The sequence below is a fragment of the Idiomarina solivarensis genome (genome assembly GCF_033052755.1).
Classification (GTDB): Bacteria; Pseudomonadota; Gammaproteobacteria; order Enterobacterales; family Alteromonadaceae; genus Idiomarina.
Window position 1 is genome coordinate 209,644 of sequence record NZ_JAVFHZ010000003.1, and the last position, 24,652, is coordinate 234,295.

Genomic DNA, 24,652 nt, shown 5'->3' on the forward strand with positions numbered 1-24,652 from the left:
AGCCCATGCATATTTTGCTGATACCTTCTTGGTACCCAGACCATCCAGGAGATGTCAAAGGCGTTTTCTTCCGTGATCAAGCGTTAGCTCTTAAAGAGTTTGGTCACCAGATAGGAGTAATTGCTCCAAACTTACGTTCGTTGCGGTCCTTATTAGGCCGTGTTGAAATAGATAAATCTAATGATTTTGAACTAGATGAAGGTATAGCAACCTATCGAGAAAAGGTAATTTCGCTCTTACCGCGGGTACCTTATGGAAGCTTTTGGCTTTTGAAACGTACAGCAAAGAACATGTTCAAAAATTATATTAAACTTCATGGAAGACCCGATATAATTCATGCTCACTCATCTATATTTGGTGGTATCATTGCTACCGACCTCGCTAGCGAGCATGGTATTCCGATAGTACTGACGGAACATAGTAGTGGGTTTGCTAGAGGTACGTTCAAGAACTGGCAGTTAAAATTGGCAGAAAGGGCTAGTGTTAAAGCTGATTTAGTTATTTCAGTTAGCCCATCGCTTGGTCAGCTCCTTGGGAACTTATTTCCGTTAACGAAAGAGCGTTGGCAATGGATTCCTAATGTCGTTGCTGATCGCTTTAACTCCCCAAAAAGAATATCTAAGAATGATGACGCTATAGTATTTCTAAATCTCGCATTTATGAACGAGAATAAAGGGCAAAGGGATCTCCTTAGAGCGTTTAAAAGAGTTGCCACTAAATCTGCTAAGGCTGAGCTTTGGCTTGCAGGAGATGGTCCTACTCGAACTGATCTAGAAAAGGAAGCAATCAATTTAGGATTAAATAATAGAGTCCGATTTCTTGGTGTCATAACGCCGGAGTTAGTACCGGAATTATTCAAAAAAGTTGACGTAATGGTCGTATCAAGTCACTACGAAACCTTTGGAGTGGTAATAGCTGAAGCTTTAATGGCAGGTCTGCCAGCTATTGCAACTCGTTGTGGAGGTCCTGAATCTATAATTCAAGAATATGACGGGCTTCTAGTCCCAGTCAGAGACCCTGATGCACTTGGTGATGCAATGTATGAACTACTAGAAAATTTGGAATTCTTTGATTCAGAAGCGATAGCTGAACGTGCCTTCGCGCGGTTTTCCGGGAAGGCGATTGCTAGCAGGCTTACAAATGAGTATGAAAAACTAATAACTAGAAATAACCAAAAGACAGACTGTGCATGAGTGCTTTTCTTTTAAAGTTTAGGCATTTTACTTCAGGAACTATTTTACGTCGTAATATAGGAATGACTTTTGGACGTCAGGTTATTTCAGCGATATTGCAGCTTATTGTTGTGGTCATAATTGCTAGGGAGCTTGGACCCGAAGGCAATGGGATTTATGCAATGACTATTTTAGTTCCAACTCTAATGAGTAACTTTTTGAGCTTAGGGATTGGTTCAGCCACGGTATATCATCTTAGTAAAGGAGACTTTTCAGTTTCCCAGATTATAAATGGAAACTTGAAATTAGGCTTATATATATCCTTTGTCGGGATTATAGTTGCTTATTTAATAATTACTTACTGGGGAAATAAAATTTTTCCAGGGATTCCATCAAATTTATTATTTCTAGGTTTATTATCTTTTCCAATAACTTTACTTTTATCATTTCTAAATGCTATCTTTCAAGGTTTAGAAGACTTCAAAGCATTTAATTTAACTGTAATGCTTCCCCCTGTAATAATGCTAGTAGGTACAAGCCTTGCACTTTATGTTTTTGATTTAAAAATCTTGAGCCTTATATATGTATTTATCGCTAGTCAACTATCAGCTCTTATTGCTACTTTAGTATTATTAAAAAGAAGTAAGCTAAACTCTAAGGAGAATGAACCTAGTGTAATGGTCAAGAGATCTACATCATATAATCGAAAGATTTTGAAATTTGGTTGGAAGGCCCATTTATCGAATATAATTACATTTATAAATTATAGAGCTGATTTATTTCTCGTTAATTTTTTCATTTCTCCTGCAGCCGCTGGTATATACATAATTGCTATAAAAATATCCGAGAAACTCTGGATGCCTTCTCAAGCAGTAAGTACAGTTACCTATCCTCGTCTATCTACAATGACTAATGATCCAATAGGACGATTAAAACTTACCAAAAAAGCTTTCTATCTAGTTGCACTAATTACAGCAGCTATAAGCTTGATTTCTGCTTTGATTTTAGTTTGGTTTGTAGGTCCTCTATTCGGACATGAATATAAAAGTGTTCTACCTGCTTTTCTATGTCTAGTGCCAGGAGTGATTCTGTGGGCCGGTGCAAGAGTTCAAGCTAGCTGTATTGCTGCTGCGGGAAGACCAGAATGGAATATGTATATTTCAATCGCCGTTTTAGCTATTAATATTAGTGGAAATTTGATGCTAATACCTCGTTACGGAATCTTAGGAGCGGCTATCGCGACTAGTATTGCTTACGCATTTGATTCATTAGTTAAATATTATTTCGTTAATAAGACCTCTAACATAGAAGTTTAAATTACCAACTAAGTATTATGGTGAAAATTATTAAATCGACCATCATTTTTATGCCAAAAGGTAAATGAAAATTGAATTTGATTAAACTTAAAAAAATAACTATTGACAAAGTTTATTTTTTATCTTTTATTCTATTTTATTTTTTAGTTGCCTTATTCCCTAATAACTATTTGACATCCGTTATTCCATTGATTTTTGGTTTTGGCTTTTTTTTATTTTTCCTGTTTTATGATGGTTTGAAGATCAACGAAGAGAAGTTAAGTTCACTAATCGCTATAATACTATTTAGCTCTATTTCTTTATTGTATTTGTTTTTCGAGAAAGGAATCTATGTGATTAAAGAAATGGAGTTCTTTTTCTTTATATCGCTCCCTTTGATGTTCATATCTTCTTATCGCTTAATTAACTATGAGAAAATAAGCTTTTTATTTAAATGTATTGTTATATTTTGCTTTGGTCAATTATTAATAATTTTAGGGCAGATATCAAAGATAGCTACCGGCTTTGGTTTGAGTTTGCCTTCCAGCGAAGATGGTGAAGTTAGCTCTCATACTTTGCACATGTTGTCAGGATCATTTTCTAACTCTAATGATCTAGCTTCTGTAGCTGTTTTGTTAGGTTTTTTTTTATTATTTATTAAAAAGTATTTGGATTATAAAGTAACAATAGGTCTCTTGATAGTTACGCTGATATTATTATTGACACTTTCTAGAATGGCTGTCTTGTGTTTTTTGTTGGGCCTATTTTTTATAAGTAAAAAGCCTTTATCTTTTAAACGAAGTTTATTTTTTATATTATCTATTTTATTAATGTTTTCTTTCTATTTTTACATTTCCAATAATCTCGGGGTTTATGGTTTTGTAGACAGGATCTTCATAAGAATACAGTCTTTAGCTGAAATCTTTGAGAATGGAATTTCTTCAGACGGTTCGGTAGGTTTAAGAGCTGATTCTTATTTAAGGTTTCTAGGGAATTTAGATGAATTAGGTTTTGGTTCTATGGAGCTTAGAAATTATAGAGAGTTTGTCAAACCTATGACGGAAGGAATGAATTTAATGTCTGTAAACCCTCACTCTTTTTTTGTTGAAATAGGTTATTGGATGGGGTGGCCGGGAATTATATCGATTTTCTTATTTTTTGTTTCCTTTTTTAAAAGAAAGTCAAAAACTTTAGATTTATTTTTTTTAATCTTTATGTTTTTATTTGTTTCGGCTATAAGTTCTTCTGTTATTAATAATTTTATACTATTTTTTGGCTTGTTTTTATTATTGAATTTACTTAGCTCTAGAAACCGAGTTTTAAATGTATGAATATGATCTTTCACTTCCCCCTTCCTTTGGATAGCGACGCTAAATCAGCTAGCGGTATTCGACCTTTACGTATGATCGCTGCTTTTGAATCTTTAGGATACAAGGTTGATTTAGTTACTGGTTACTCTAATGATCGGAAAGACTGCATCGCTAAGATTAAAGAAAAAATACGCCAAGGGGAAAAATATGATTTTGTTTATTCAGAGTCATCTACAATGCCTACAACCTTAACAGAACGGCATCACTTACCATTACACCCTTTTCTTGATTGGTTTTTCTTTCGGTTTTGTAATAAGAAAGGCATCCCCATTGGCTTGTTTTATCGTGATATATACTGGAAGTTCGATAATTACGGCGGGGGTCTAAACCGATTAAAAAAGATTGCAGCTAAGTTAGCTTACCAATTTGATATATGGGTATATAAAAGCACATTAACCAAATTGTATTTACCGTCCGTTAAGATGGCAGATTATATTCCCGAAGTTAACTTTGATATTATCCAGGCGTTGCCACCCGGCCATTCATATCCCGATACTTATCAAATGAAAAACTCAGGGTTAACGGCTCCTCCTTTTAAGCTTTTTTATGTTGGAGGCATGTCTGAGCATTACCAGTTGCATAAGTTGTTTGAGGTTGTAAGGCAATTGCCTAATATCGAGCTGACTATTTGTACAAGATTAGATGAGTGGGTCAATGTGAGGGGGAGCTACCCATCATTAACTGATAACATTAAAATTGTTCATAAGTCCGCGGGCGATATGGAGAAACTTCTAAGTGCAGCCGATATCGCAATTCTTTTCATCAAACCACAAGAATATCGAGAGTTTGCTGCGCCAGTAAAGCTTTATGAATATATAGGTCACCGTAAGCCGATTATTGCAAGCGAAAAAACATTAGCGGGTCGTTTCGTTGAAGACAACGGACTAGGATGGACCATTCCTTATGAAGAAGAGGCGTTAAAAGTACTGTTGAATCAATTACTGTTGAATCCTCAAGAGGCTGATTCGGTTCGACATAATTTGGTAGAATTAGCACCAAAGCATTCTTGGCTCGCCAGAGCAAATAAAGTGGCTGAGGAGCTAAGGTCTTGAGAATAGCACTGTTAGCAGCAGCGTCGTCTATTCATACTGCCCGGTGGGCTAATGGATTGAGCGATCAGGGGCATGAGGTGCATGTCATTAGTCAGCACCCTGTAAAAGAACTTTTTGCTAATTCTGTAGCTATGCATCTCTTACCGGTAAGAGGGACTTTAGGTTATTTCACAATGTCCTCTTCCGTACGAAACTTACTAGAAAAAATTCGACCCGATATCGTCAATGCGCATTACGCTAGTGGCTATGGAACAACCGCTCGTTTAGTGAACTATAGTCCTTGGGTGTTATCAGTGTGGGGTAGTGATGTTTACGACTTTCCTCATAAGTCCTTCTTACATAAATGGCTAGTGCGAAAAAACCTCTTGGCAGCAGATCAAGTCGCGTCTACTAGCCGTTGTATGGCAGAGCAAACCCGTAAATTGGCTCCTGAGCTAACTAATATCGAGATTACTCCCTTTGGAGTTAGTCTCGAGGCTTTCGAGGACATACAACCTATTTCGAACGACGCTAAAAATAGACTGGTGATTGGCACAATTAAATCAATGAAAGACGTCTATGGCATTGATATTTTAATTGAGGCTTACGCAAATTTGGTCAAAAGGTTTCAATCTCGGACAGACCTTAGCTTTCTACAGCTAGAGTTACGCTTAGTCGGAGAGGGGGAGAAAATGTCCGAGCTGAAAGCTTTGGGTGAGAGTTTGGGCGTGTCTGACAGTGTTCATTTTATTGGTCGAGTTCCGCATTCTCAGGTTCCTTTTGAGCTTGAGAAGTTAGATATTTTTGCTGCTTTGAGCCGGAGCGAAAGTTTTGGAGTTGCAATTCTTGAAGCCGGAGCCGCAGGCCGACCAGTTGTTGTCTCCAATGTCGGTGGGTTACCAGAGGTCACAATTGATGGCATAACTGGTTCTGTGGTTCCGAGTGAAGATCCTAAAGCGGCAGCAGATGCTTTAGAAAAAATGGTTTTAGACGGAAAGCTCCGTCAACAGATGGGCTTAGAAGCTCAAAAACATGTAAAAGAAAATTATTCTTGGGAAGCCTGTGTGCATAACATGCTGACAGTGTATGACAAAACTATTAACGAATTTAGAAAGGGACAGTAATGCAACGTATTCTGACAATCATTGGCGCACGCCCTCAGTTTATTAAAGCTAGCGTTGTTTCTCGCGCTATTAAAGAAATGGAGGGCATAGACGAGATTCTGTTGCATACAGGCCAACACTTTGACGCAAATATGTCGGATGTTTTTTTTAATCAACTAGGAATTCCCAGGCCCGATATTCAGCTGGATATTCACGGTGGAAGTCATGGTGAGATGACAGGCAGAATGTTGGCGGAAATTGAGCAGGCTTTGCTTGAACATAAGCCTGACCGTGTTCTGGTTTATGGCGACACTAATTCTACTTTGGCTGGAGCTCTTGCAGCCGCTAAATTACATATTCCAGTTGCTCATGTTGAGGCTGGCCTGCGTAGCTTTAATATGCGAATGCCAGAAGAGATTAATCGTATTTTAACTGATCAAGTTAGCGATATTCTCTTTTGCCCTACAACTACGGCTGTTAAGAATTTGGAAAGTGAGGGGTATCTTAACAAACCAGTGAAGGTGATGCAGGTAGGAGATGTAATGCAGGACGCGGCTATTTTGTTTGCGGAGAAAGCTATTGCCCCTGCTGATGGTGAAGTTCCGGAGGAGTTTATTTTAGTAACTCTTCATCGGGCGGAAAATACAGATGACCCTTTGCGACTCGCGAGTATAGTGAAGGCACTCAACGAAATACATAAAAACCATGCGCCTGTTGTTCTCCCTCTCCATCCCCGCACCCGAAAACTAATTGCCCAACAAAATCTAGAATTAAACGTCCATCTGATTGACCCTGTAGGATACTTTGAGATGGTGTGGTTGCTCGATCATTGTCAGTTAGTGTTGACAGACAGTGGTGGTGTTCAGAAAGAAGCGTTCTTTTTTGGAAAAACGTGCGTAACCATGCGTGACCAGACTGAATGGGTGGAACTGATTGAGGCGGGTGCAAATGAGTTGGTTGGTGCCAATCAACAGAAAATCATGGATGCTGCAATCCGGAACTTAGGGCGTAAAGTTAAGGATACCGAAAAGTTGTATGGAGGCGGTGAAGCCGTACAGAGGATTGTGAATGAATTGGTGACATCAAGCTCATGAGCAAAACGGTTTGGATAATTAATCAGTATGCGTCTACGCCTGACTCTGGTTTTGCTGGTCGGCATTATTATTTGGGAAAAGAGCTGGCTAAACTGGGCTATAACGTTTACTTGATTGCTTCTTCTGCGCACCATCTATTGCGTGAAAAGCCAGACATGCGGTCGGAGTTCGAATTTCAAGAGGAAGACAATAGGTTTAATGTTGTTTGGGTGAGAATGCCTCATTATGAGCAGGCTCATAGCAAAAGCAGAATTATCGGGTGGTTTCTTTTTTCAAGACGTATTAGAAAATTGGCCAAGATAGTTCCAGATTCTCCGGATGTCATAGTTTGTTCCTCTCCGTCTCTGCTTTCTTTTTTTGGGGCTAAGAGCTTGGCTCGACGATTTAGCGCAAGATTAGTCTTTGAGGTTCGAGACATTTGGCCGATGACATTGATGGATATTGGTGGCTATTCGCCTCGTCATCCGTTCATTCGGTTTTTGCAGTGGGTAGAGGACAGGGCTTACCGCGACTCTGATCGTGTTGTTTCCAATTTGAAAAATGCAGTGGAACATATGGTTGAACGAGGTATGGAAAAAGAGAAATTCTCTTGGATACCCAATGGATTTTCTTTGGAAGAAGTCAGTCAGAATGCTCCATTGAATAACTCAGCTAAAAAGAAAATTCCTCAGGATAAGTTCCTCATTGGCTACACTGGAACATTAGGTGTTGCTAACTCATTGTACACATTGATTGATGCTGCTGAGCGCCTGAGAGATTTTCCGGAAATTGCTTTTATTCTGGTGGGAGATGGAAAAGAGAAAGCCACTTTGCAAAAGCGGGTTCTAGAGAAAGGGCTGGTCAATGTGCATTTCATCAATCCGATTCCTAAAGTTGAAATACAGGCCATGCTCTCTCAGTTTGATGGATGTTATATAGGGCTTTCGAAAGATCCACTGTTTCGTTTCGGTGTTTCACCTAATAAATTGTTTGACTATTTGTATTCAGGTAAACCGATTATCTACGGTATTGAGTCAGGTAATTATAAGCCTGTCGAAGATGCTGGTGCGGGATTTCAAATACCTTCGGAAGACGCTAAGCAGCTCGAGGATGCTGTGTTGAAGCTTTATCGTATGGAAGATAGCGAGAGAGCTCAGATGGGTGCGAATGGGCGTAAGGTAGCGTTAGAGCAATATGAGTATGGACAACTTGCAGAAAATCTTGCGAAAGTGTTATTCGATTGAGTTATTTATCTTCCCTTCGAATTTATCAGTTATGGTTTTTGAATAAGGGGGCCTTTTGGAAGTTATTTTAACTGGCGCGACTGGGTTTATTGGTCGTCACTTGGCAAAGTCGCTCGATAACTTGACTGACGTTAAATTGACTTGTGCAGTTAGACGCGCTGGTTCATCTAATTGCGACCGCGAGGTGGTAGTAAATGGGCTGGATTCTGATACAGATTGGTCGGAAGCTTTAACAAAAAAATTGGTAGTAATTCACGCTGCTGCTCGAGCTCACATAGTGAAGGACGACTTACCCGATCCGCTTTCGGAATATCGCAAAATTAATGTGGATGGCACACTTAACTTAGCAAGGGAAGCGGCGAGTGCAGGCGTTCGAAGGTTCATTTTTATCAGCTCTATTGGCGTAAATGGTAATATAAACCAACGCCCATTTACAGAGGAAGACCGACCCAACCCCTCAGAATTCTATGCCCAGTCAAAGTGGGAAGCCGAACAAGGCTTATGGGAAATCGGTAAAGAAACTGGCATGGAAATTGTTATCATTCGTCCGCCTCTGGTATATGGTTCAGGAGCGCCCGGTAACTTCGGAGCCTTGACTCGCTGGGTTGAAAAAGGGATTCCGCTTCCTCTTGGGGCAATTCGAAATCAACGGTCACTAGTGGCAATCGATAACTTAGTTGACTTGATTGTGACTTGTGTCGAGCACCCTAATGCTGCTAATCAGGTCTTCTTGGCGGGGGATGGAGAGGATCTTTCCACGACAGAACTGTTGAAGAGAGTAGCTCAAGCCATGGGGCGGCCGTCTAGATTGATTCCTGTGCCCGAAGGAGCGCTTATGTTCGGAGCTACTTTGCTTGGAAAGAAGGGCGTTGCGCAACGTTTGTTGGGTTCTTTGCAGGTAGATATTTCCAAAGCTCGCCAACTTTTAGGCTGGAAGCCTCCCGTTACAGTAACCGAAGGACTTACCAAAGCTGTAGGAAGCTACAGGTGTGAGTAGTGTGCTCCGTAAAAAATAAAACTTTAACTCTGGATGGTATTTGTGATTCGACTGTTTGATCTTGTCTTTGCGTTCTTTGGGTTAGTAATAGGTTTCCCTGTACTGCTGTTGTTGGTGATTATCGGCTTTTTTGATACCGGTTCTCCTCTCTTTTTCCAGGAAAGGGTTGGTCGTAATAAAAAGGCGTTTACTCTTGTAAAATTTCGCACTATGCGCAAAGACACAGCCTCTGTTGCTAGCCATTTAGCCAGTGCCTCATCTATTACGAAGTTTGGTCACTTTCTACGCCGAACAAAGCTCGACGAATTGCCTCAGCTCTGGAATGTCCTAAAAGGCGAAATGAGTTTGGTAGGGCCTAGGCCCGGGCTCTTCAACCAAGAAGAGTTAACTGAAGCTCGGGAAAAATATAATGTATTTGATGTTCGTCCGGGTATTACAGGTTTGGCTCAAGTTAATGAAATAGATATGTCGACTCCTGAACTGTTGGCGCAAACGGATGCTAAGATGATTAACTCGTTAAATTTAACGGCTTACTTCCGGTACATCTTTCTGACAGTAACCGGTAAAGGCTCCGGTGATCGCGTGAAATAGACTCTCACTAAAATAGAAAAAGAAAAGGATTTTAAATTATGTGCGGTATTGTAGGCGCGACTTCAGAACGTCGCGTTAGTGACATTTTACTGGAAGGCTTAAAACGGCTGGAATATCGTGGCTATGATTCGGCGGGCCTTGCAATTATTGATAAAAACCAAAAATTGCAAATCACTCGGCGTATCGGCAAGGTTCAGGAGCTGGCGAATGCCATTGAAGCTAGCCCGCTAGACGGCACGACTGGTATTGCTCATACGCGCTGGGCAACACATGGTGGGGTTACTGAGGCTAACGCCCATCCTCACCTGTCAGATAATGAAATTGCTGTTGTTCACAACGGTATTATTGAAAACCATGAAACATTGCGTGAACAATTACAAGCCCTGGGCTATGTTTTTAATAGCCAGACCGATACTGAAGTCATCGCTCATTTAATTCATCATGAGCGTAAAACACACGGTGATCTATTAACTGCTGTTAAAGCAACTGCACGCCAATTAGAAGGGGCTTATGGTGCTGTTGTTATGGATACGCGAAATCCAGAGCGTCTTGTGGTTGCTCGTTCAGGTAGCCCGCTAGTGATAGGTGTCGGTATTGGTGAGAACTTTGTTGCATCTGACCAGCTAGCACTGCTTCCAATTACGCGTAAGTTTATCTATTTAGAAGAAGGTGATGTTGCTGACATAAACCGAACCAATATCAGTATTTTTGACCAAAACGACCAGCCAGTAGAGCGCCAGGTTGTCGAGTCTGAAAGTAGTTACGATGCTGGTGGTAAAGGTCAGTATCGTCACTATATGTTGAAAGAGATTTATGAACAGCCCATTGCCGTACGCAACACCCTGGAAGGCCGTATCGCTAATGACACGGTGCTGGATGATGCTTTCGGTAAAGGCGCGAGTGAGTTGTTAAAAACCATTAAGCACGTGAAAATTATTGCCTGTGGCACTAGCTACCACGCTGGCATGGTAGCAAGCTATTGGCTTGAGTCGTTAGCGAATGTTTCTTGTAGCGTAGAAATTGCGTCTGAGTTTCGCTACCGAAAGTCCTATGTGCGACCGAGCAGTCTGTTAGTGACTATTTCTCAAAGTGGTGAAACCGCTGACACGCTGGCGGCACTGCGTTTATCAAAAGAGTTAGGTTACAACGGCAGCCTTACTATTTGTAATGTTGCTACCTCTTCAATGGTAAGAGAGTCAGACTTAGCCTTTATGACGCGAGCGGGTACAGAAATAGGCGTTGCATCGACAAAAGCTTTTACCACGCAATTAACCGGTTTATTGATGCTAACGGTGGCCTTAGGTAAATACCAGGGTATGTCGAAGCAGCAACAAAGCGCTATAGTCAGCGCGTTACAAACACTGCCTACGAAGCTAGAAGAGTCGGTGTCGTTAGCCGATGAGCTTGAGAAGTTGGCTCATGAATTTGCAAATAAAGAACACAGTATTTTCTTAGGCCGAGGCAACCAGTATCCAATTGCAATGGAAGGGGCTCTTAAGCTGAAAGAGATTTCGTACATTCATGCAGAAGCCTATGCTTCGGGTGAGTTAAAGCACGGGCCGCTGGCATTAATCGATGATGATATGCCGGTGATTGTCGTTGCTCCAAATAACGAGTTATTAGAGAAATTGAAGTCTAATGTGGAAGAAGTGCGCGCACGCGGCAGCTTAATGTATGTATTTGCGGATAAAAACGCGCAATTTAAAAATGACGATACCTTGAATGTATTGAACGTTTGCCATTGTGATGAAATTATTGCCCCTATTGTTTACACTGTGCCACTCCAATTATTGTCTTATTACGTTGCCTTGGTTAAGGGAACCGATGTTGATCAGCCTCGTAACCTCGCAAAATCGGTCACGGTGGAATAGGAATAGAGCTAGTGTACTTTTTAGTTTTTTTATTTTTAGAATGTGGTCGTTATTTGAATACTCATACTTGTAAAGGGGAAATGCTTTGTTCTCGTTGAAATCGTCCTTGTCTAGCTTAGTGCTATATAGCGCTTTGCTTTTAATCGTTGTTTCAAGCTTGGGGGCTGTGAACTTTGCTAATGCGCAGTCTATGCCTACGCAAGCCCAAATAGAAATGTTTAAAAATTTACCAAGGGCGCAGCAAGAAGCATTAGCGAGACAATACGGTATAGACCCTGGCATCTTAAATGGCATAGGTGGGCAGACGTCAAGTTCGCCAAGCCAACAGCAGCAACAGAACGCAGTGGTTTTCCCTCGTGGTACTACCTTTGACGAAAGTGGCAATCCGGTTATACCCGAAGATTTAGAAGCGCAGTTTTCAAAAGAAAAAGACAAACTGGAGCCTTTTGGTTATGGGTTGTTTGCCGGTGAGCCTCAGTCTTTTGCGCCAACCTCGTACGCGCCCGTGCCTTCTAACTACATTATGGGTGTGGGTGACACCATTAAAGTGCAACTGTTTGGTAAGGAAAACCGCAGTTATGATTTAACCATAGACCGCGAAGGCAAAGTGTTTATTCCCGATTTAGGTGAGTTAACTGTAGCAGGTTTAACCTATACCTTAATGCAGGACATGATTCAGAACCAGGTCAAGCAGCGTTTAATTGGCTTTAACGCGGCGGTTTCTATGGGGGAATTGCGCTCTATTCAGGTCTTTATTGCCGGTGAGGCTTATAAGCCGGGTTCTTACGCTGTTAGCTCTTTATCTACTATTAGCCAGGCGCTTTATGTGGCGGGCGGAGTGTCTGACATTGCCTCTCTACGCTCTATTCGGTTGATGCGTGCCGGCAAAGTCATTACCGAGTTTGACTTGTACGACTTATTGCTGGAAGGCGATACCTCGGACGATAAAATGCTGCAAAGTGGTGATGTCGTCTTTATTCCACCCCGTGGTGATATGGTGACCGTAAAAGGTGAGGTAAAACGCCCGGCACTGTACGAACTAAAAGGTGAAGAAACCTTAAAGGACGCGTTACGTTTTGCTGGTGGCAGTGAAGATGAAGCCTATTTAGCCGCGGCGCAATTGCAGCGCATTGTTAATGGTAAACGGATAATCAGTACCGTTGACTTAACCTCCGAGAAGCAGTTAAGCAAAGAACTTAAAGGCGGTGACGTTCTGACATTGCGGCCAGTTTCTAATACCCTAGATGACAGCTTGTTATTGGTCGGTGCGGTAACACGGCCAGGCCATTATGAGTGGAATAAGGGCATGCGCATTAATGACGTATTGCAAAGCAGCCGTCACGATCTGTTAGAACAAGCCGACTTAGCTTACGGCCTGGTGGTGCGCGAAACGGGGCCACAACGAGATTTAAGCTTGTATCAGTTTAATGTGGCGGAAGCCATAAACGGCAAAGTCGGTGAAAATCTGGTACTGGAAGAACGCGATCAAATTGTTATTTTTAGTCGCTACGCAACAAAGGCAGCAGAACAGCAGCAACTGTCGCGTTATACGCTGACAAAACAAGAGCGTGAATCAGAAGAGCGTCAGGAGCTGCTTGAGGAATATCGACAAGCCTTTTTGTACGACTTAGTTAAAGAAAAAGGGGGCGATGTAGCGAAGTTATCGACCCGTGAATTGCAAGAAGCAACAGCATTATTTGGTACACCGGATAAAGACGACAAACCGATAGCAGCAGACGAATTGGCCCGGTATTCGCGCCAAAATCTGCTAGAACCTATTATGCTGCGCATAAGTCATCAGCGTTCTAAAACCAGTACCGCCCCCTTAGTGTATGTGGCGGGCGAGGTTAACCACCCCGGCGTGTATCCGCTGGTGGAAAATGCAACCGTTAGTCGGTTGTTAGACGCGGCCGGTGGCGTAAAAGATTCTGCGTATTTAAAACGGGCAGAAGTCACTCGGTTTAAATACGGAAAAGATGCCGCTAGCACAAAGTATTTGACGGTAGCGTTAGACGAGGTATTGAGTGGTCAGGTGGATGTGCCCATTCAGGGGCGCGATCGCCTGAATGTTCTTAGTATTCCTGAATGGCAGAATACCTATGAAGTTAGGTTGCGTGGCGAAGTCAAATTTCCGGGCACTTATGCCATAAAGCGCGGGGAAACTCTCACGCAGTTGATAGCGCGCGCCGGAGGCTTTACCGAGCATGCGTTTATAGAAGGGGCGGTATTCACTCGTGAAGAAATTCGTGAACGAGAGCAAGAACGAAAACGCATTTTAGCTCAGCAACTTAAACAAGAAATTGCGGGCAATATGATGACGGGTACCGGAGACAGTCAGGTGTCCTACGCACAGATGAGTCAATTATTGTCCGATTTATTAGCTACTGAGGCCGTCGGGCGGCTGATAATGGATTTACCTAAGGTATTGAGTGACAGAGCCGCCAGAGACCTTCAGCTGAAAGATGGCGATGCGCTGTATGTGCCAACGAAGAGCGACTCGATAAGTATAATGGGCGAAGTTCAAATGACAACGTCCTACCGCTTTGACCCTGACTTAAGCGTAGAAGCGTATATTGAGCGTAGTGGTGGTATCAAACAAAAGGCCGACGAAGAACGTATTTACATTGTTAAGGCTAACGGTGCCATTGAGCTTTACGAGGATGGCAGCAGTTGGTTCAGCTTTAGCGGCAATTCTCAGTTAGGCCCGGGCGATACCATTATTGTGCCTATGGATACCACCTATACAGAAAATTTAGAGTTGTGGTCTCAGGTTACCGGCATTATTTATAATTCCGCTATTGCTTTAGCCGCTATTAACGGTTTGTAAGTGAAAATTGATGTAAATGTGGTTTGCAATTTACCCGTTAGCGGCATACTATGGAAGTTGCTGTTAACTGGAGTGTTTTCAGTCACAGCGATACATGTATCTATATCTCTGGAGTGAGGTGAATTTTATGAAAACTTTAGCATTATCGATTATTGCTGCAGCAGGCTTAGCGGCCGCACCAGCAATGGCACAAGAAGGTGCTGCGGGTGAAGCGGCAGCAGGAAGTGGCTTTGGTGGCTTGTCTACCGGCGCTTTAGTATTCTCTGGTGTTGCGGCAGCTGCAACCTTAGCGGTTGTTACTGACAGCTCGTCAAACCCGGAAGTTGAAGTGCCTGGTCCTGGTCCTGTTGACCCAGACCCTATCGTAACTGTTACGGGTACAGGTACTAACACGTATACCATCACTATTCCTGCTCAGTAATTCGTTACTGGTGTAAGAGTAAGTGACAAGTGAGCTTAGCTAAGGGCAAAGAAGCGCTTCTTTCTCCCGCTTTAGCTCGCTGTGATAAAATACCGCCGAAATGGCGGTATTTTTTTGCATAAAGCCTCTGTAAGGGATGAGAGAAAACCATGTATCGTTTGTTGTTAATACCCATGTTATTGCTGAGCCTAAGCGCTTGTACTGCGGTGACGAGTGAAGTCCGTGAGACCATAGAATACGCTCTTAAAGACGCTGAAAACGCGGAACTGTCGCAAGAAAAAATTGACTCTTTTCCTTATACTTCACTGTATGCCCGCTGGGGTGACAGCCCCAGAAGCCTTATTGTACTAGGGTTTGTTAATAAACCGGATGACTGGCACTTTGTGACCGCCGAAAAAGAAACGCTGGTACTGCGCAATGGGCGTGTCATTAGAACCCAGGGGCTGAATGAAAACTTATTGGCAGTATCTAACTTACAGAATGACCCGCTGCGCTGTTTAGTAACTCACCCGACAAGCTGCAACACACAGTGGCAACGACAATACGATATTGAAAGTAAGCAGGCTGTGGTCAGCCGCGAGGCAACATCGAGCTTCTCTGTAAAGAATAAAACCACCTTAGACTTGCCCATAGGCCCGGTTAAAACCACGCATGTAGTGGAAACGGGGCAGTTCACTTTAAGCGGTGACCACTTCATTAATGAGTTTTGGTTAGAAGACGACGGGCATGTGGTAAAAAGCACACAGACGTTGTTCCCGAGCGGGAAAGCATTAACACTCACACAAGTCACCTGGATAGGCCGTGACTATTCTGAAAGCAGGCGCGCACGCAAAGGAAAACAAGAACAACAAGGGAAAGCAGTACAATGATGACACAACCCATTAAGCGACTTATCCGTAGTGCCTTGTTAGCCAGTGCCGTTTGTTCGTGGGGCGTGTTAGCCCAGCAGCCCGTTTACGAGTTTGAGGGGCCCGTGCGGCTCCAGGAAGTACTGAATAACGCTGAAAATCAGGGCTTGTTGGCCAATGCCTACTGGCCTGCGGTGCGGTTAGTAAAAGCCGACGCTCAGGCGGAAATAGAACAAAAACGCCGACGCATAATAGCGCAGTTAACTGAGCTGGAGCATTATTGGCAGTCGCGCCGCGAGAGCGACAAAGCCGACAGCGCAGCATTACTGAAAAGCCAGATTAAAGAATGGCATCTTGGACAGCAGCTATGGGGACAACTGAGCATTGAAAACGCACGTTTAACCGTTTCGGATAACCCCTTGTTGCCCAAAGGCGATTACGCATTGTATGCGCCACAACGGCCAAACGTTGTGCATGTTTTTGGAGTGGTTAGTACCCCGGGCGAGTACCAATACGTGAGTGGTAAAACCATGGCTGGCTGGTTGCACAGCATTGAAGACAGCAAAGGTCTGGGTGCGGCTTACAACAAAGAATCGGCTGTCCGCATTCGGCACGACCAAACACAAGAAGCCGCCTGGGCTTATTACCAGCAGAGCGATGCTGAACTGCTGCCCGGTGACATTCTATGGTTGGGGTTTGAGCCCAATCAGTTACCCCCTAAGTTTAAAACCTTAAACTCTGACATTCGTGAGCTACTCACCCACTTTGTGGCTAGCGGTTCAGTGCGCAAAGACTTGAACCTGCCGACTTACAAGCTGGCTGATGATCAGCCAACCTCGAAATGGCACTGGTCGCGGCGCGATTTATCGCCCAGTTATGGTGACTATGGCTCTGTTGGCTTATTGCAGACCCCGACCGCGCGTATGGCGGAAGAGGGCGCTTTTGCCATTACCTACAGTGATATGCAGGAATACCGGCGTTATACGGTTAATTTGCAGCTATTGCCCTGGTTAGAAACCACCGCGTTTTATACCGAGTTTCCCAACCGCTTGTACAGCGACGTGCCCGATTTCAGCGGCGACAATATCCTGGCTGACAAAGGCTTTGATATAAAAGCCCGCCTATGGAAAGAAAGTTACTGGCTGCCGGAAGTGAGTGTAGGCTTTCGCGATATTGCCGGCACTGGGTTGTTTGATGCCGAGTACGTGGTAGCCAATAAGCGTTTTGGTCCGTTGGACTTTAGTGTAGGTTTAGGTTTTGGTCGTTTAGGTACTCATAACGACGTAACTAATCCGTTTTGTGAGTTGTCCACAGAGTACTGTGAACGGGAAGGTGGATATGGAGGTAAAGGCGGAGAGTTAGAATACGACCGTTGGTTTACCGGCCCAATGGCATTATTCGGTGGTGTGGAATACCAGACCCCCTGGCAACCCTTGAGCTTAAAAGCCGAATACGAAAGCAATGATTATTCAAAAGACCGCGCTGGTGTACCCATTAAACCGGACAGCCGCTGGAACTTTGGCGCTAATTACAGAGTGTCCGATTACTTTGATGTGCAGCTCAGTTATGAGCGGGGCAACATCTTTATGTTTAGTTTTAGTTTGCGCACCAACTTCGGCACCCTGAACCAGATAAAGGTAACGCCGGATAAAACCATACCCACAGAAGATAAGCGCAATAAAACACTGGCCGACGTAAACTGGGCCGAGATGAACCTGGCCATGCGCGAGCAAGGCGCCTTTAGCGGTGCCCGGTTTGCGGCAGAAGACGACGAAGTAACCATGTATGCGTACCATTTGCGTTACCGTGACAGCAGTGAGGCTTATGATCGCGCGGCGCGCATTATGGCTGCGGAGTTACCCGACAGCGTCGATACTTATAACCTGGTGGACATGGCGCTGTTTGACCCCAACGTGAACACCCGGGTAAACGCCGACAAGTTTAAAGACCGGGTTCTGAATAAGGACCCGGGAAAGTCAGTTGAGGGGACCGAAGAGTTATTTGTGCGGCTTGAGTCGCCTGATATGCCGCCCCGGGGCGATGACAGCTGGAGGCTCAACCCGCGGAACCAGTTTAGCAGTGCCTTTGGCCTGAAGCCGTTTTTGGATCAAAGTTTTGGTAATCCAGAAACCTTCTATACTTATCAGTTAGGTGTGTTCGCTTTTGGCCGCCGCTGGTTAACTGATAACGTAGAATTGTTCGGCGAACTGGGTATTAATATTGCCACCAACTATGATGAGTTTAAGTTTTTAGGAGGCGGGCCCGATGCCTTGCCTAACGTACGAACCGACATTCGTCGTTATGTGCAAAACGATGTGTGGTTAGACTCGGCTCAAATTACTTATCATAAACGCTTGTCGCAAAACTGGTTTGCCATGGCCTATGCCGGTTATCTGGAGCGCATGTTTGGCGGTGTCGGGGCTGAGGTAATCTATAAGCCCATAGACAGTCACTGGGCTTTTGGTTTGCGAGCCAACCGGGTGAAAAAGCGCGACTTTACTGGCGGTAGTGGCTTCTTAGATTACGAAGTGACCACCGGTTTCGCCAGTGTGTATTATCAAATGCCCTGGCTGTCAGATTCTTTACTGCAGTTAGATTTCGGCCAGTTTTTGGCGGGTGACAGGGGCGTGAATGTGATGATGCAAAAACGCTTCGACAGCGGCGTGATAGCCGGTGCGTACGCCGCCTTTACCAATGTGTCGTCAGAGGAATATGGAGAAGGCAGTTTTACTAAAGGCTTTTTCATTAGCATTCCGTTTGACTTAATGAGTATACGAAATACCCGTGAACGGGTCGGCTTTACCTGGGTGCCCTTATCGCGCAATGGCGGCCAGCAGTTGAATCGCCGGGCGCGGTTGTACGATTATACCGATGACAGAGCACCGTTTTATAACCGCTAGTGTGCTATGATTTTTTCGGGCTTTTAAAAGCAGGGAGAACTTTTTGAAAGCGTTAAAAGTGTTAATGCAATTGCCGCGTAACGTAAAACGCGGTATTGGTCTGGTGATTGATATTGGGTCAATTACTCTGGCCATGATGGTGGCCTATTTACTCAGCTTTGACGCCATTATGCCGTTGCGGTGGTCGCAATGGGTTATTCTGGGCGGCATTGTCCTGGCCATGACATTATTAGCTTTTATTCGCTTTGGATTGTATCGGGCCGTGGTGCGCTACGTTGGTTTTAAAGTGTTAAGCTTGGTGTTTTTTACGGTCATATTCAGCGGTGCCTTGCTGACACTAGGCGCACTTTGGATGGGCATTGCCTTACCGATATCGATGGTGGTCAATTACGTATTAATTGCCTTTTTACTGACCGGTGGTAGTCGTCTTATTGTGCGTGAGGCGTATCAGCGGGTAATGAGCCGGCAAAAAGACCGGGTGATGATATACGGTGCAGGCTCTGCCGGGCGGCAATTAGCTCAGGCATTGACCAACGGCGATGAGTTTCATCCGGTGTTGTTCGTGGATGACGACAGCGGGCTGCAGCAGACCTCGGTGCTGGGCTTAAAAGTGATTTCCCCGAAAAATATTGAGCGTGCTGTGCGTGAGTTGGATATTCAGCGTATTTTACTGGCACTGCCCAGCACCTTGCGTTCCCGTCGTCGGCAAATTCTTGACGCACTGGAAAGCCTGCCGGTAAAAGTACAAACCGTACCCGGGATGGCGGATATGGTGAACGGTGATTTGTCTATTGACCAACTTCAGGACGTTCGTGTTGAGGACCTATTAGGCCGCGACCCGGTTAACCCGGCACCGCAGTTAATGGAAAAGCACATTACCGGGCAAACCGTGTTGGTCACCGGTGCCGGGGGATCCATTGGCTCTGAACTATGCCGGCAAATACTGAAACAACGTCCGAAATCACTGGTGCTGTATGAATTGTCTGAGTTTGCCTTGTACGCCATTGAGCGAGAACTGACGCAACTTTGCCGACACAAAGGAATAGGGGCTGAGATTATTCCAGTTATTGGTACGGTGCAGCGTCGCAACCGCATAGAGACGGTATTAAAAACCTTTGCGGTGGATACCGTTTACCATGCCGCGGCCTACAAGCATGTGCCCTTGGTTGAATACAACATGGTTGAAGGTGTGCGCAATAACGTATTTGGTACCTGGCATACGGCAGAGGCGGCGATTACCGCCGGGGTGAAGCAGTTTGTTTTAATTTCGACCGACAAAGCCGTGCGGCCGACGAACGTTATGGGCACCACCAAGCGTTTGTCCGAGCTGGTTTTGCAGGGGTTAGCGTTGCGTGAACCCTCAACCCGCTTTTCCATGGTGCGCTTTGGCAATGTACTGGGCTCTTCGGGGTCGGTTGTGCCGCTGTTTAAAGAACAAATTGAGCATGGCGGGCCGGTAACGGTAACGCACCCCGACATTACCCGCTTTTTTATGACCATACCTGAGGCCGCTCAGTTAGTGATACAGGCCGGTACCATGGGCCATTCCGGCTCGGTGTTTGTACTGGATATGGGCGATTCGGTAAAAATTGTTGATTTGGCCCGTAAGATGATCCGCTTGTCGGGTCTTGAAGAAAAAACCGACGAGAACCCCCATGGCGATATTGCGATTGAGTTTACAGGCTTACGCCCTGGCGAGAAGCTGTACGAAGAGCTGCTAATAGGCGATAACGTTGAAGCCAGTGATCACCCGCGTATTTTGCGAGCTAATGAGCAGTCATTAAGCTGGGATGAGATGGAAAAGTTGCTGAACTTACTGGATGACGCCTGTCAGCGTTTCGCGATTGACGAGCTCAGGCAATTGCTGTTAGATGCGCCAACGGGGTACGCTCCAAAAGATGACCATATTTGTGACGTTATTTGGAATAAACACAGGACGTGTAGCGACGATGAAACGGATGTTGCATGATGGGAAATGGATGAAAATGATAAAAAACGGACCTTATTTAGCCTTAGATACCAGTTATCAGAAACTGTCAGTCAATGAGCTTATTGACGCTGTTGGCAAGCGCTTACCTAAAAACTTTGATGGATACCGCGCACAACTGTGCCGTGGCGAGTACCGCAACTTGAGTGAAGATCGCCCGGTAACCCACGTACTGAGCCGTTCCGTACACGCCGTCGCCAGACAAAGCAATCGCAAAACCCGCTTTGTGGATACCGTACAAAAGCTGCGTTCCGGCCGTTGGTTAGGCTCTACCGGCAAACCCATTACCGATGTGGTTAACATTGGTGTGGGCGGCTCCGATTTAGGCCCGCAAATGGGGGCCTTTGCCTTACGCGAATTTGCCAACGACTCTGCATTGCATAACCTACAAGTGCACTTTGTGTCGTCTATGGATGGTGGTCAGCTGTACGCCGTATTGCCTATTGTCGACCCGGAAACGACCTTGTTCATCGTTTCCTCTAAGTCTTTTGGTACGGTGGATACCTTTGCCAATGTGGACACGGTGTGCAAGTGGATAGAGCCGGCGTTAACGCAGGCGCAGTGGCTGGAGAAACACGTAATTGGTGTGTCGGCTAATGCGCAGGCCATGACCGATTACGGTATACCTCCGGCGCAGCAGTTTACCTTTGGTGAAGGGGTAGGCGGGCGTTTTTCGCTGTGGTCTGCCATAGGCTTGAGCATCGCCTTAACCACCGGCATCCGGCCTTTTGAGCAAATGCTGGAAGGTGCAAAAGCTATGGACGAGCACTTTTTAGAAGCGCCTTTAGCCGATAATTTACCCGTGTTGCTGGCGCTTTATGGCGTGTATAACCGCGAACAGCTGGGCATCAATAATCTGGCTATTCTGCCGTACGACGGTCGTTTGCGGATGCTGCCAAATTACCTGCAGCAGCTGGATATGGAAAGCAACGGTAAGCAGTCCAGCGCTGACAATAAAGCGGTTGACTACCCCACCGGTCCCATTATTTGGGGTGGCTTTGGTCCAAACGGACAACATGCGTTTTTTCAGCACTTGCATCAGGGCTACGATGAGTTCGCTGCCGACTTTGTTGCTGTACTTAAGCGCGAAGCCCCGGGCTTTGATAAGCCCGTTCAGGAAGGCTTAGCCGGACAGCAACGGCTGGCGGTGGCAAATTGTCTGGCCCACCGCCGCTTAATGTGGGAAGGCAGCGAGAGTGAAGACTCACCCCGCGACCATTACCCGGGCGGACATCCATCCAACTTGTTAATAATGGATGAGCTGACCCCCGAAAGCTTTGGTGCGTTAATAGCAGCTTACGAACACAAAGTCTTTACTCAGGGCGTTATCTGGAATTTGAACAGCTTTGACCAGCCGGGTGTGGAAAAAGGCAAGAAAATAGCCATGGACGTATTGCGCGTTTTAGAGGGTGAAAGCGATGAAGCCTTTGATGACAGCACCGATGCGGTCATTAAGCGAATGGGAATCAATGATTAGCGAAGAGAAATTAACGCACTTAAAAGCACTGGAATACGAGTCGATTCATATTTTTCGCGAAGTGGCGGCGGAATTTGATAACCCTGTGATGCTGTATTCGGTGGGGAAAGACTCGTCGGTATTGCTACACCTCGCGCGCAAGGCCTTTGCGCCAGGAAAAATTCCGTTCCCGCTCATGCACGTAAATACCACCTGGAAGTTCCAGGAAATGATAACGTTTCGTGACCGCATGGCCGAAAAGCATGGCTTTGAATTACTCGAGCACATTAACCCCGAAGGCGTAGAAAAAGGTATTGGCCCGTTCAGCCACGGCAGCGCTTTGCATACCGACGTAATGAAAACCCAGGCATTGAAGCAAGCGTTAAATAAATACCAGTTTGATGCGGCGTTCGGTGGCGCCCGTCGAGACGAAGAAAAGTCCCGCGCAAAAGAACGTGTGTATTCCTTCCGCGATAAAAATCACCGTTGGGACCCGAAAAACCAGCGCCCCGAGCTGTGGAATATTTTTAATGGTAAGGTCAGCAAAGGCGAGAGCATTCGTGTGTTTCCTTTGTCTAACTGGACGGAGCTCGATATTTGGCAGTACATTTACTTAGAGAACATCGACATTCCTGAGCTGTATTTTGCGAAAGAGCGCCCGGTGGTTAAGCGTGATGGCACCTTAATTATGGTAGACGATGACCGCATGCCATTAGAAGACGGCGAAACACCGGAAATGAAAATGGTGCGTTTCCGCACTCTGGGTTGCTACCCCTTAACGGGGGCTATTGAGTCTGAAGCGGCAACCCTGCCGGAAATTATTCAGGAAATGCTACTGACCACCACTTCTGAACGTCAGGGCCGGGTGATTGATCGTGACAGTGCCGGCTCTATGGAAAAGAAGAAAATGGAAGGCTACTTTTAGTGTCACACTCAAGCCCTTTAATTGAACAGGATATTTCGGCGTACCTTAAGCAGCATGAGAACAAAGAGCTGCTGCGTTTTATTACGTGCGGCAGTGTCGACGACGGTAAAAGTACGCTCATTGGCCGTTTGCTGCACGACAGTAAAATGATTTTTGAAGATCAGTTAGCCGCCATTACTGAGGACTCTAAAAAGTCCGGTACGCAAGGCGATGAAGTGGATTTAGCCTTGTTAGTGGATGGTCTGCAGTCTGAGCGTGAGCAGGGCATTACCATCGATGTTGCCTACCGTTACTTCTCCACAGACAAGCGTAAGTTTATTATTGCCGATACACCGGGCCACGAGCAGTACACGCGCAATATGGCAACAGGAGCCTCTACCTGTGATGTTGCTGTTATTTTGTTGGACGCCAGCAAAGGTGTGCAAACGCAAACACGTCGACACAGCTTTATCTGTTCATTGCTTGGCATAAAGAATGTGATTGTTGCTGTGAATAAAATGGACTTGGTGGATTACTCTCAGGACACCTACAAGAAAATTCAGGCGGATTACCTGGAAATGGTGGGGTTGCTGAACATTCCTAACGTTCGCTTTGCGCCGGTGTCGGCTTTAAAAGGCGATAACGTGGTTAATTTCAGTGACAAGCTCAGCTGGTTCCGTGGCTCGCCATTAATGGAATACCTGGAAAGTATGTCAATTGAGCGAGAAGCTAGCAGTGCTGAGTTCCGCTTCCCGGTGCAGTATGTGAACCGTCCAAGCTCCGATTTCCGTGGATTCGCCGGCACCATTACCTCGGGTGAAATTGAAGTGTGTGACACGGTTCGGGCACTGCCTTCCGGTAAAATTTCGACCATTAAGTCAATTGTAACCTTTGAGGGCGAACACCAAAAAATGCAGGCGCCTGCTGCCGTGACGCTAACGCTGAACGATGAAATTGATATTAGCCGCGGCGACATGATTGTTAAGAAGGACTCGCTGCCTAATGTTTCCAGTCGCTTTCGCGCCAAACTGGTGTGGATGAACGAAGACGCGCTGCAGACGCACCGTGAGTACTACCTCAAGTTCAACAGCAAACTGACCACCGGTGAATTTGAAGAAGTTCGGCACCGCATTGACGTGAATACTTTTGCTGAGCACAAAGCCGGCAAGCTGGATTTGAACGAAATTGGCGAAGTGGATGTTCGTGTGACGGAAAAAGTGATGTTCGACGACTACCAAAGCAACCGGAAAACCGGTGCTTTTATTGTCATTGACCGAATGACCAATATGACGGTTGGCGCCGGCATGATTGATCAGGCGTTGTCAGATTCCGGTGAGAGTGAAAACGCAAAACACGAATACAGTGAGTTTGAACTGGAGTTCAACGCGTTAGTTCGCAAACACTTCCCGCATTGGGAAGCGAAAGATCTGCTGAAGTAGGCTGACGTTTGCGTCAGGTAAAGTAGTTCCGCTGGCATCAATGTCAGGCGGCTAAATATTAACATCTTGTTACATTTTCCGTTTACATAAACTTAACAGCTTCGTTATAGTGACGTTCCTTAT

At 45.1% G+C, this 24,652-nt stretch carries 18 protein-coding genes; all 18 read left to right on the plus strand.

The window, feature by feature from the left end:
• Positions 1–5: 5 nt before the first annotated feature.
• The 18 genes from RBK99_RS06900 to cysN all read left to right on the plus strand — a co-directional run bounded on the left by RBK99_RS06900 (position 6) and on the right by cysN (position 24,529).
• Positions 6–1,193, plus strand: a complete 1,188-nt coding sequence (locus RBK99_RS06900; protein WP_317503899.1) for a glycosyltransferase — start codon at positions 6–8, stop codon at positions 1,191–1,193.
• Positions 1,190–2,488: a flippase gene (locus tag RBK99_RS06905; protein ID WP_317503900.1), complete on the plus strand. Its 1,299-nt coding sequence runs from the start codon at positions 1,190–1,192 to the stop codon at positions 2,486–2,488. The genes RBK99_RS06900 and RBK99_RS06905 overlap by 4 nt, the downstream gene beginning before the upstream one ends.
• Before the next feature lie 71 nt (positions 2,489–2,559).
• The gene (locus tag RBK99_RS06910) at positions 2,560–3,798 is read left to right on the plus strand and encodes an O-antigen ligase family protein (RefSeq protein WP_317503901.1); all 1,239 of its coding nucleotides are present in this window, start codon (positions 2,560–2,562) and stop codon (positions 3,796–3,798) included.
• Positions 3,795–4,889: a glycosyltransferase gene (locus RBK99_RS06915; RefSeq protein ID WP_317503902.1), complete on the plus strand. Its 1,095-nt coding sequence runs from the start codon at positions 3,795–3,797 to the stop codon at positions 4,887–4,889. Before RBK99_RS06910 ends, RBK99_RS06915 begins: the two co-directional genes overlap by 4 nt.
• On the plus strand, positions 4,886–5,992 hold the full coding sequence (locus tag RBK99_RS06920; RefSeq protein WP_317503903.1) for a glycosyltransferase: 1,107 nt from the start codon (positions 4,886–4,888) through the stop codon (positions 5,990–5,992). The genes RBK99_RS06915 and RBK99_RS06920 overlap by 4 nt, the downstream gene beginning before the upstream one ends.
• Entirely contained in the window at positions 5,992–7,065 is a 1,074-nt protein-coding gene (gene wecB / locus RBK99_RS06925; RefSeq protein WP_317503904.1) for a non-hydrolyzing UDP-N-acetylglucosamine 2-epimerase, read from the plus strand. The genes RBK99_RS06920 and wecB overlap by 1 nt, the downstream gene beginning before the upstream one ends.
• The gene (locus RBK99_RS06930) at positions 7,062–8,288 is read left to right on the plus strand and encodes a glycosyltransferase family 4 protein (protein WP_317503905.1); all 1,227 of its coding nucleotides are present in this window, start codon (positions 7,062–7,064) and stop codon (positions 8,286–8,288) included. The genes wecB and RBK99_RS06930 overlap by 4 nt, the downstream gene beginning before the upstream one ends.
• A 55-nt stretch (positions 8,289–8,343) precedes the next feature.
• Positions 8,344–9,285 (plus strand): UDP-glucose 4-epimerase family protein, encoded by a 942-nt coding sequence (locus RBK99_RS06935; protein WP_317503906.1) that lies wholly within the window; start codon positions 8,344–8,346, stop codon positions 9,283–9,285.
• A 42-nt stretch (positions 9,286–9,327) separates the two neighbouring features.
• Positions 9,328–9,876: a sugar transferase gene (locus RBK99_RS06940; RefSeq protein WP_317503907.1), complete on the plus strand. Its 549-nt coding sequence runs from the start codon at positions 9,328–9,330 to the stop codon at positions 9,874–9,876.
• 38 nt (positions 9,877–9,914) lie between these two features.
• Entirely contained in the window at positions 9,915–11,747 is a 1,833-nt protein-coding gene (glmS, locus tag RBK99_RS06945) for a glutamine--fructose-6-phosphate transaminase (isomerizing) (protein ID WP_317503908.1), read from the plus strand.
• Between the two features lie 190 nt (positions 11,748–11,937).
• Positions 11,938–14,574, plus strand: a complete 2,637-nt coding sequence (locus RBK99_RS06950; RefSeq protein ID WP_317503909.1) for an SLBB domain-containing protein — start codon at positions 11,938–11,940, stop codon at positions 14,572–14,574.
• A gap of 127 nt (positions 14,575–14,701) precedes the next feature.
• Positions 14,702–14,995, plus strand: coding sequence for a hypothetical protein (locus RBK99_RS06955; RefSeq protein ID WP_317503910.1), 294 nt, complete (start codon positions 14,702–14,704; stop codon positions 14,993–14,995).
• A gap of 149 nt (positions 14,996–15,144) precedes the next feature.
• Positions 15,145–15,864, plus strand: coding sequence for a YjbF family lipoprotein (locus RBK99_RS06960; protein WP_317503911.1), 720 nt, complete (start codon positions 15,145–15,147; stop codon positions 15,862–15,864).
• Positions 15,861–18,743 (plus strand): YjbH domain-containing protein, encoded by a 2,883-nt coding sequence (locus RBK99_RS06965; protein WP_317503912.1) that lies wholly within the window; start codon positions 15,861–15,863, stop codon positions 18,741–18,743. Before RBK99_RS06960 ends, RBK99_RS06965 begins: the two co-directional genes overlap by 4 nt.
• Before the next feature lie 64 nt (positions 18,744–18,807).
• On the plus strand, positions 18,808–20,712 hold the full coding sequence (locus RBK99_RS06970) for a nucleoside-diphosphate sugar epimerase/dehydratase (RefSeq protein WP_317503991.1): 1,905 nt from the start codon (positions 18,808–18,810) through the stop codon (positions 20,710–20,712).
• Between the two features lie 16 nt (positions 20,713–20,728).
• Entirely contained in the window at positions 20,729–22,207 is a 1,479-nt protein-coding gene (gene pgi / locus RBK99_RS06975) for a glucose-6-phosphate isomerase (protein ID WP_317503992.1), read from the plus strand.
• Positions 22,200–23,111 (plus strand): sulfate adenylyltransferase subunit CysD, encoded by a 912-nt coding sequence (gene cysD, locus RBK99_RS06980; RefSeq protein WP_317503993.1) that lies wholly within the window; start codon positions 22,200–22,202, stop codon positions 23,109–23,111. Before pgi ends, cysD begins: the two co-directional genes overlap by 8 nt.
• A complete protein-coding gene (cysN, locus tag RBK99_RS06985; RefSeq protein WP_317503913.1) occupies positions 23,111–24,529 on the plus strand; it encodes a sulfate adenylyltransferase subunit CysN in 1,419 nt (472 codons plus the stop codon). Before cysD ends, cysN begins: the two co-directional genes overlap by 1 nt.
• Positions 24,530–24,652: the final 123 nt, after the last annotated feature.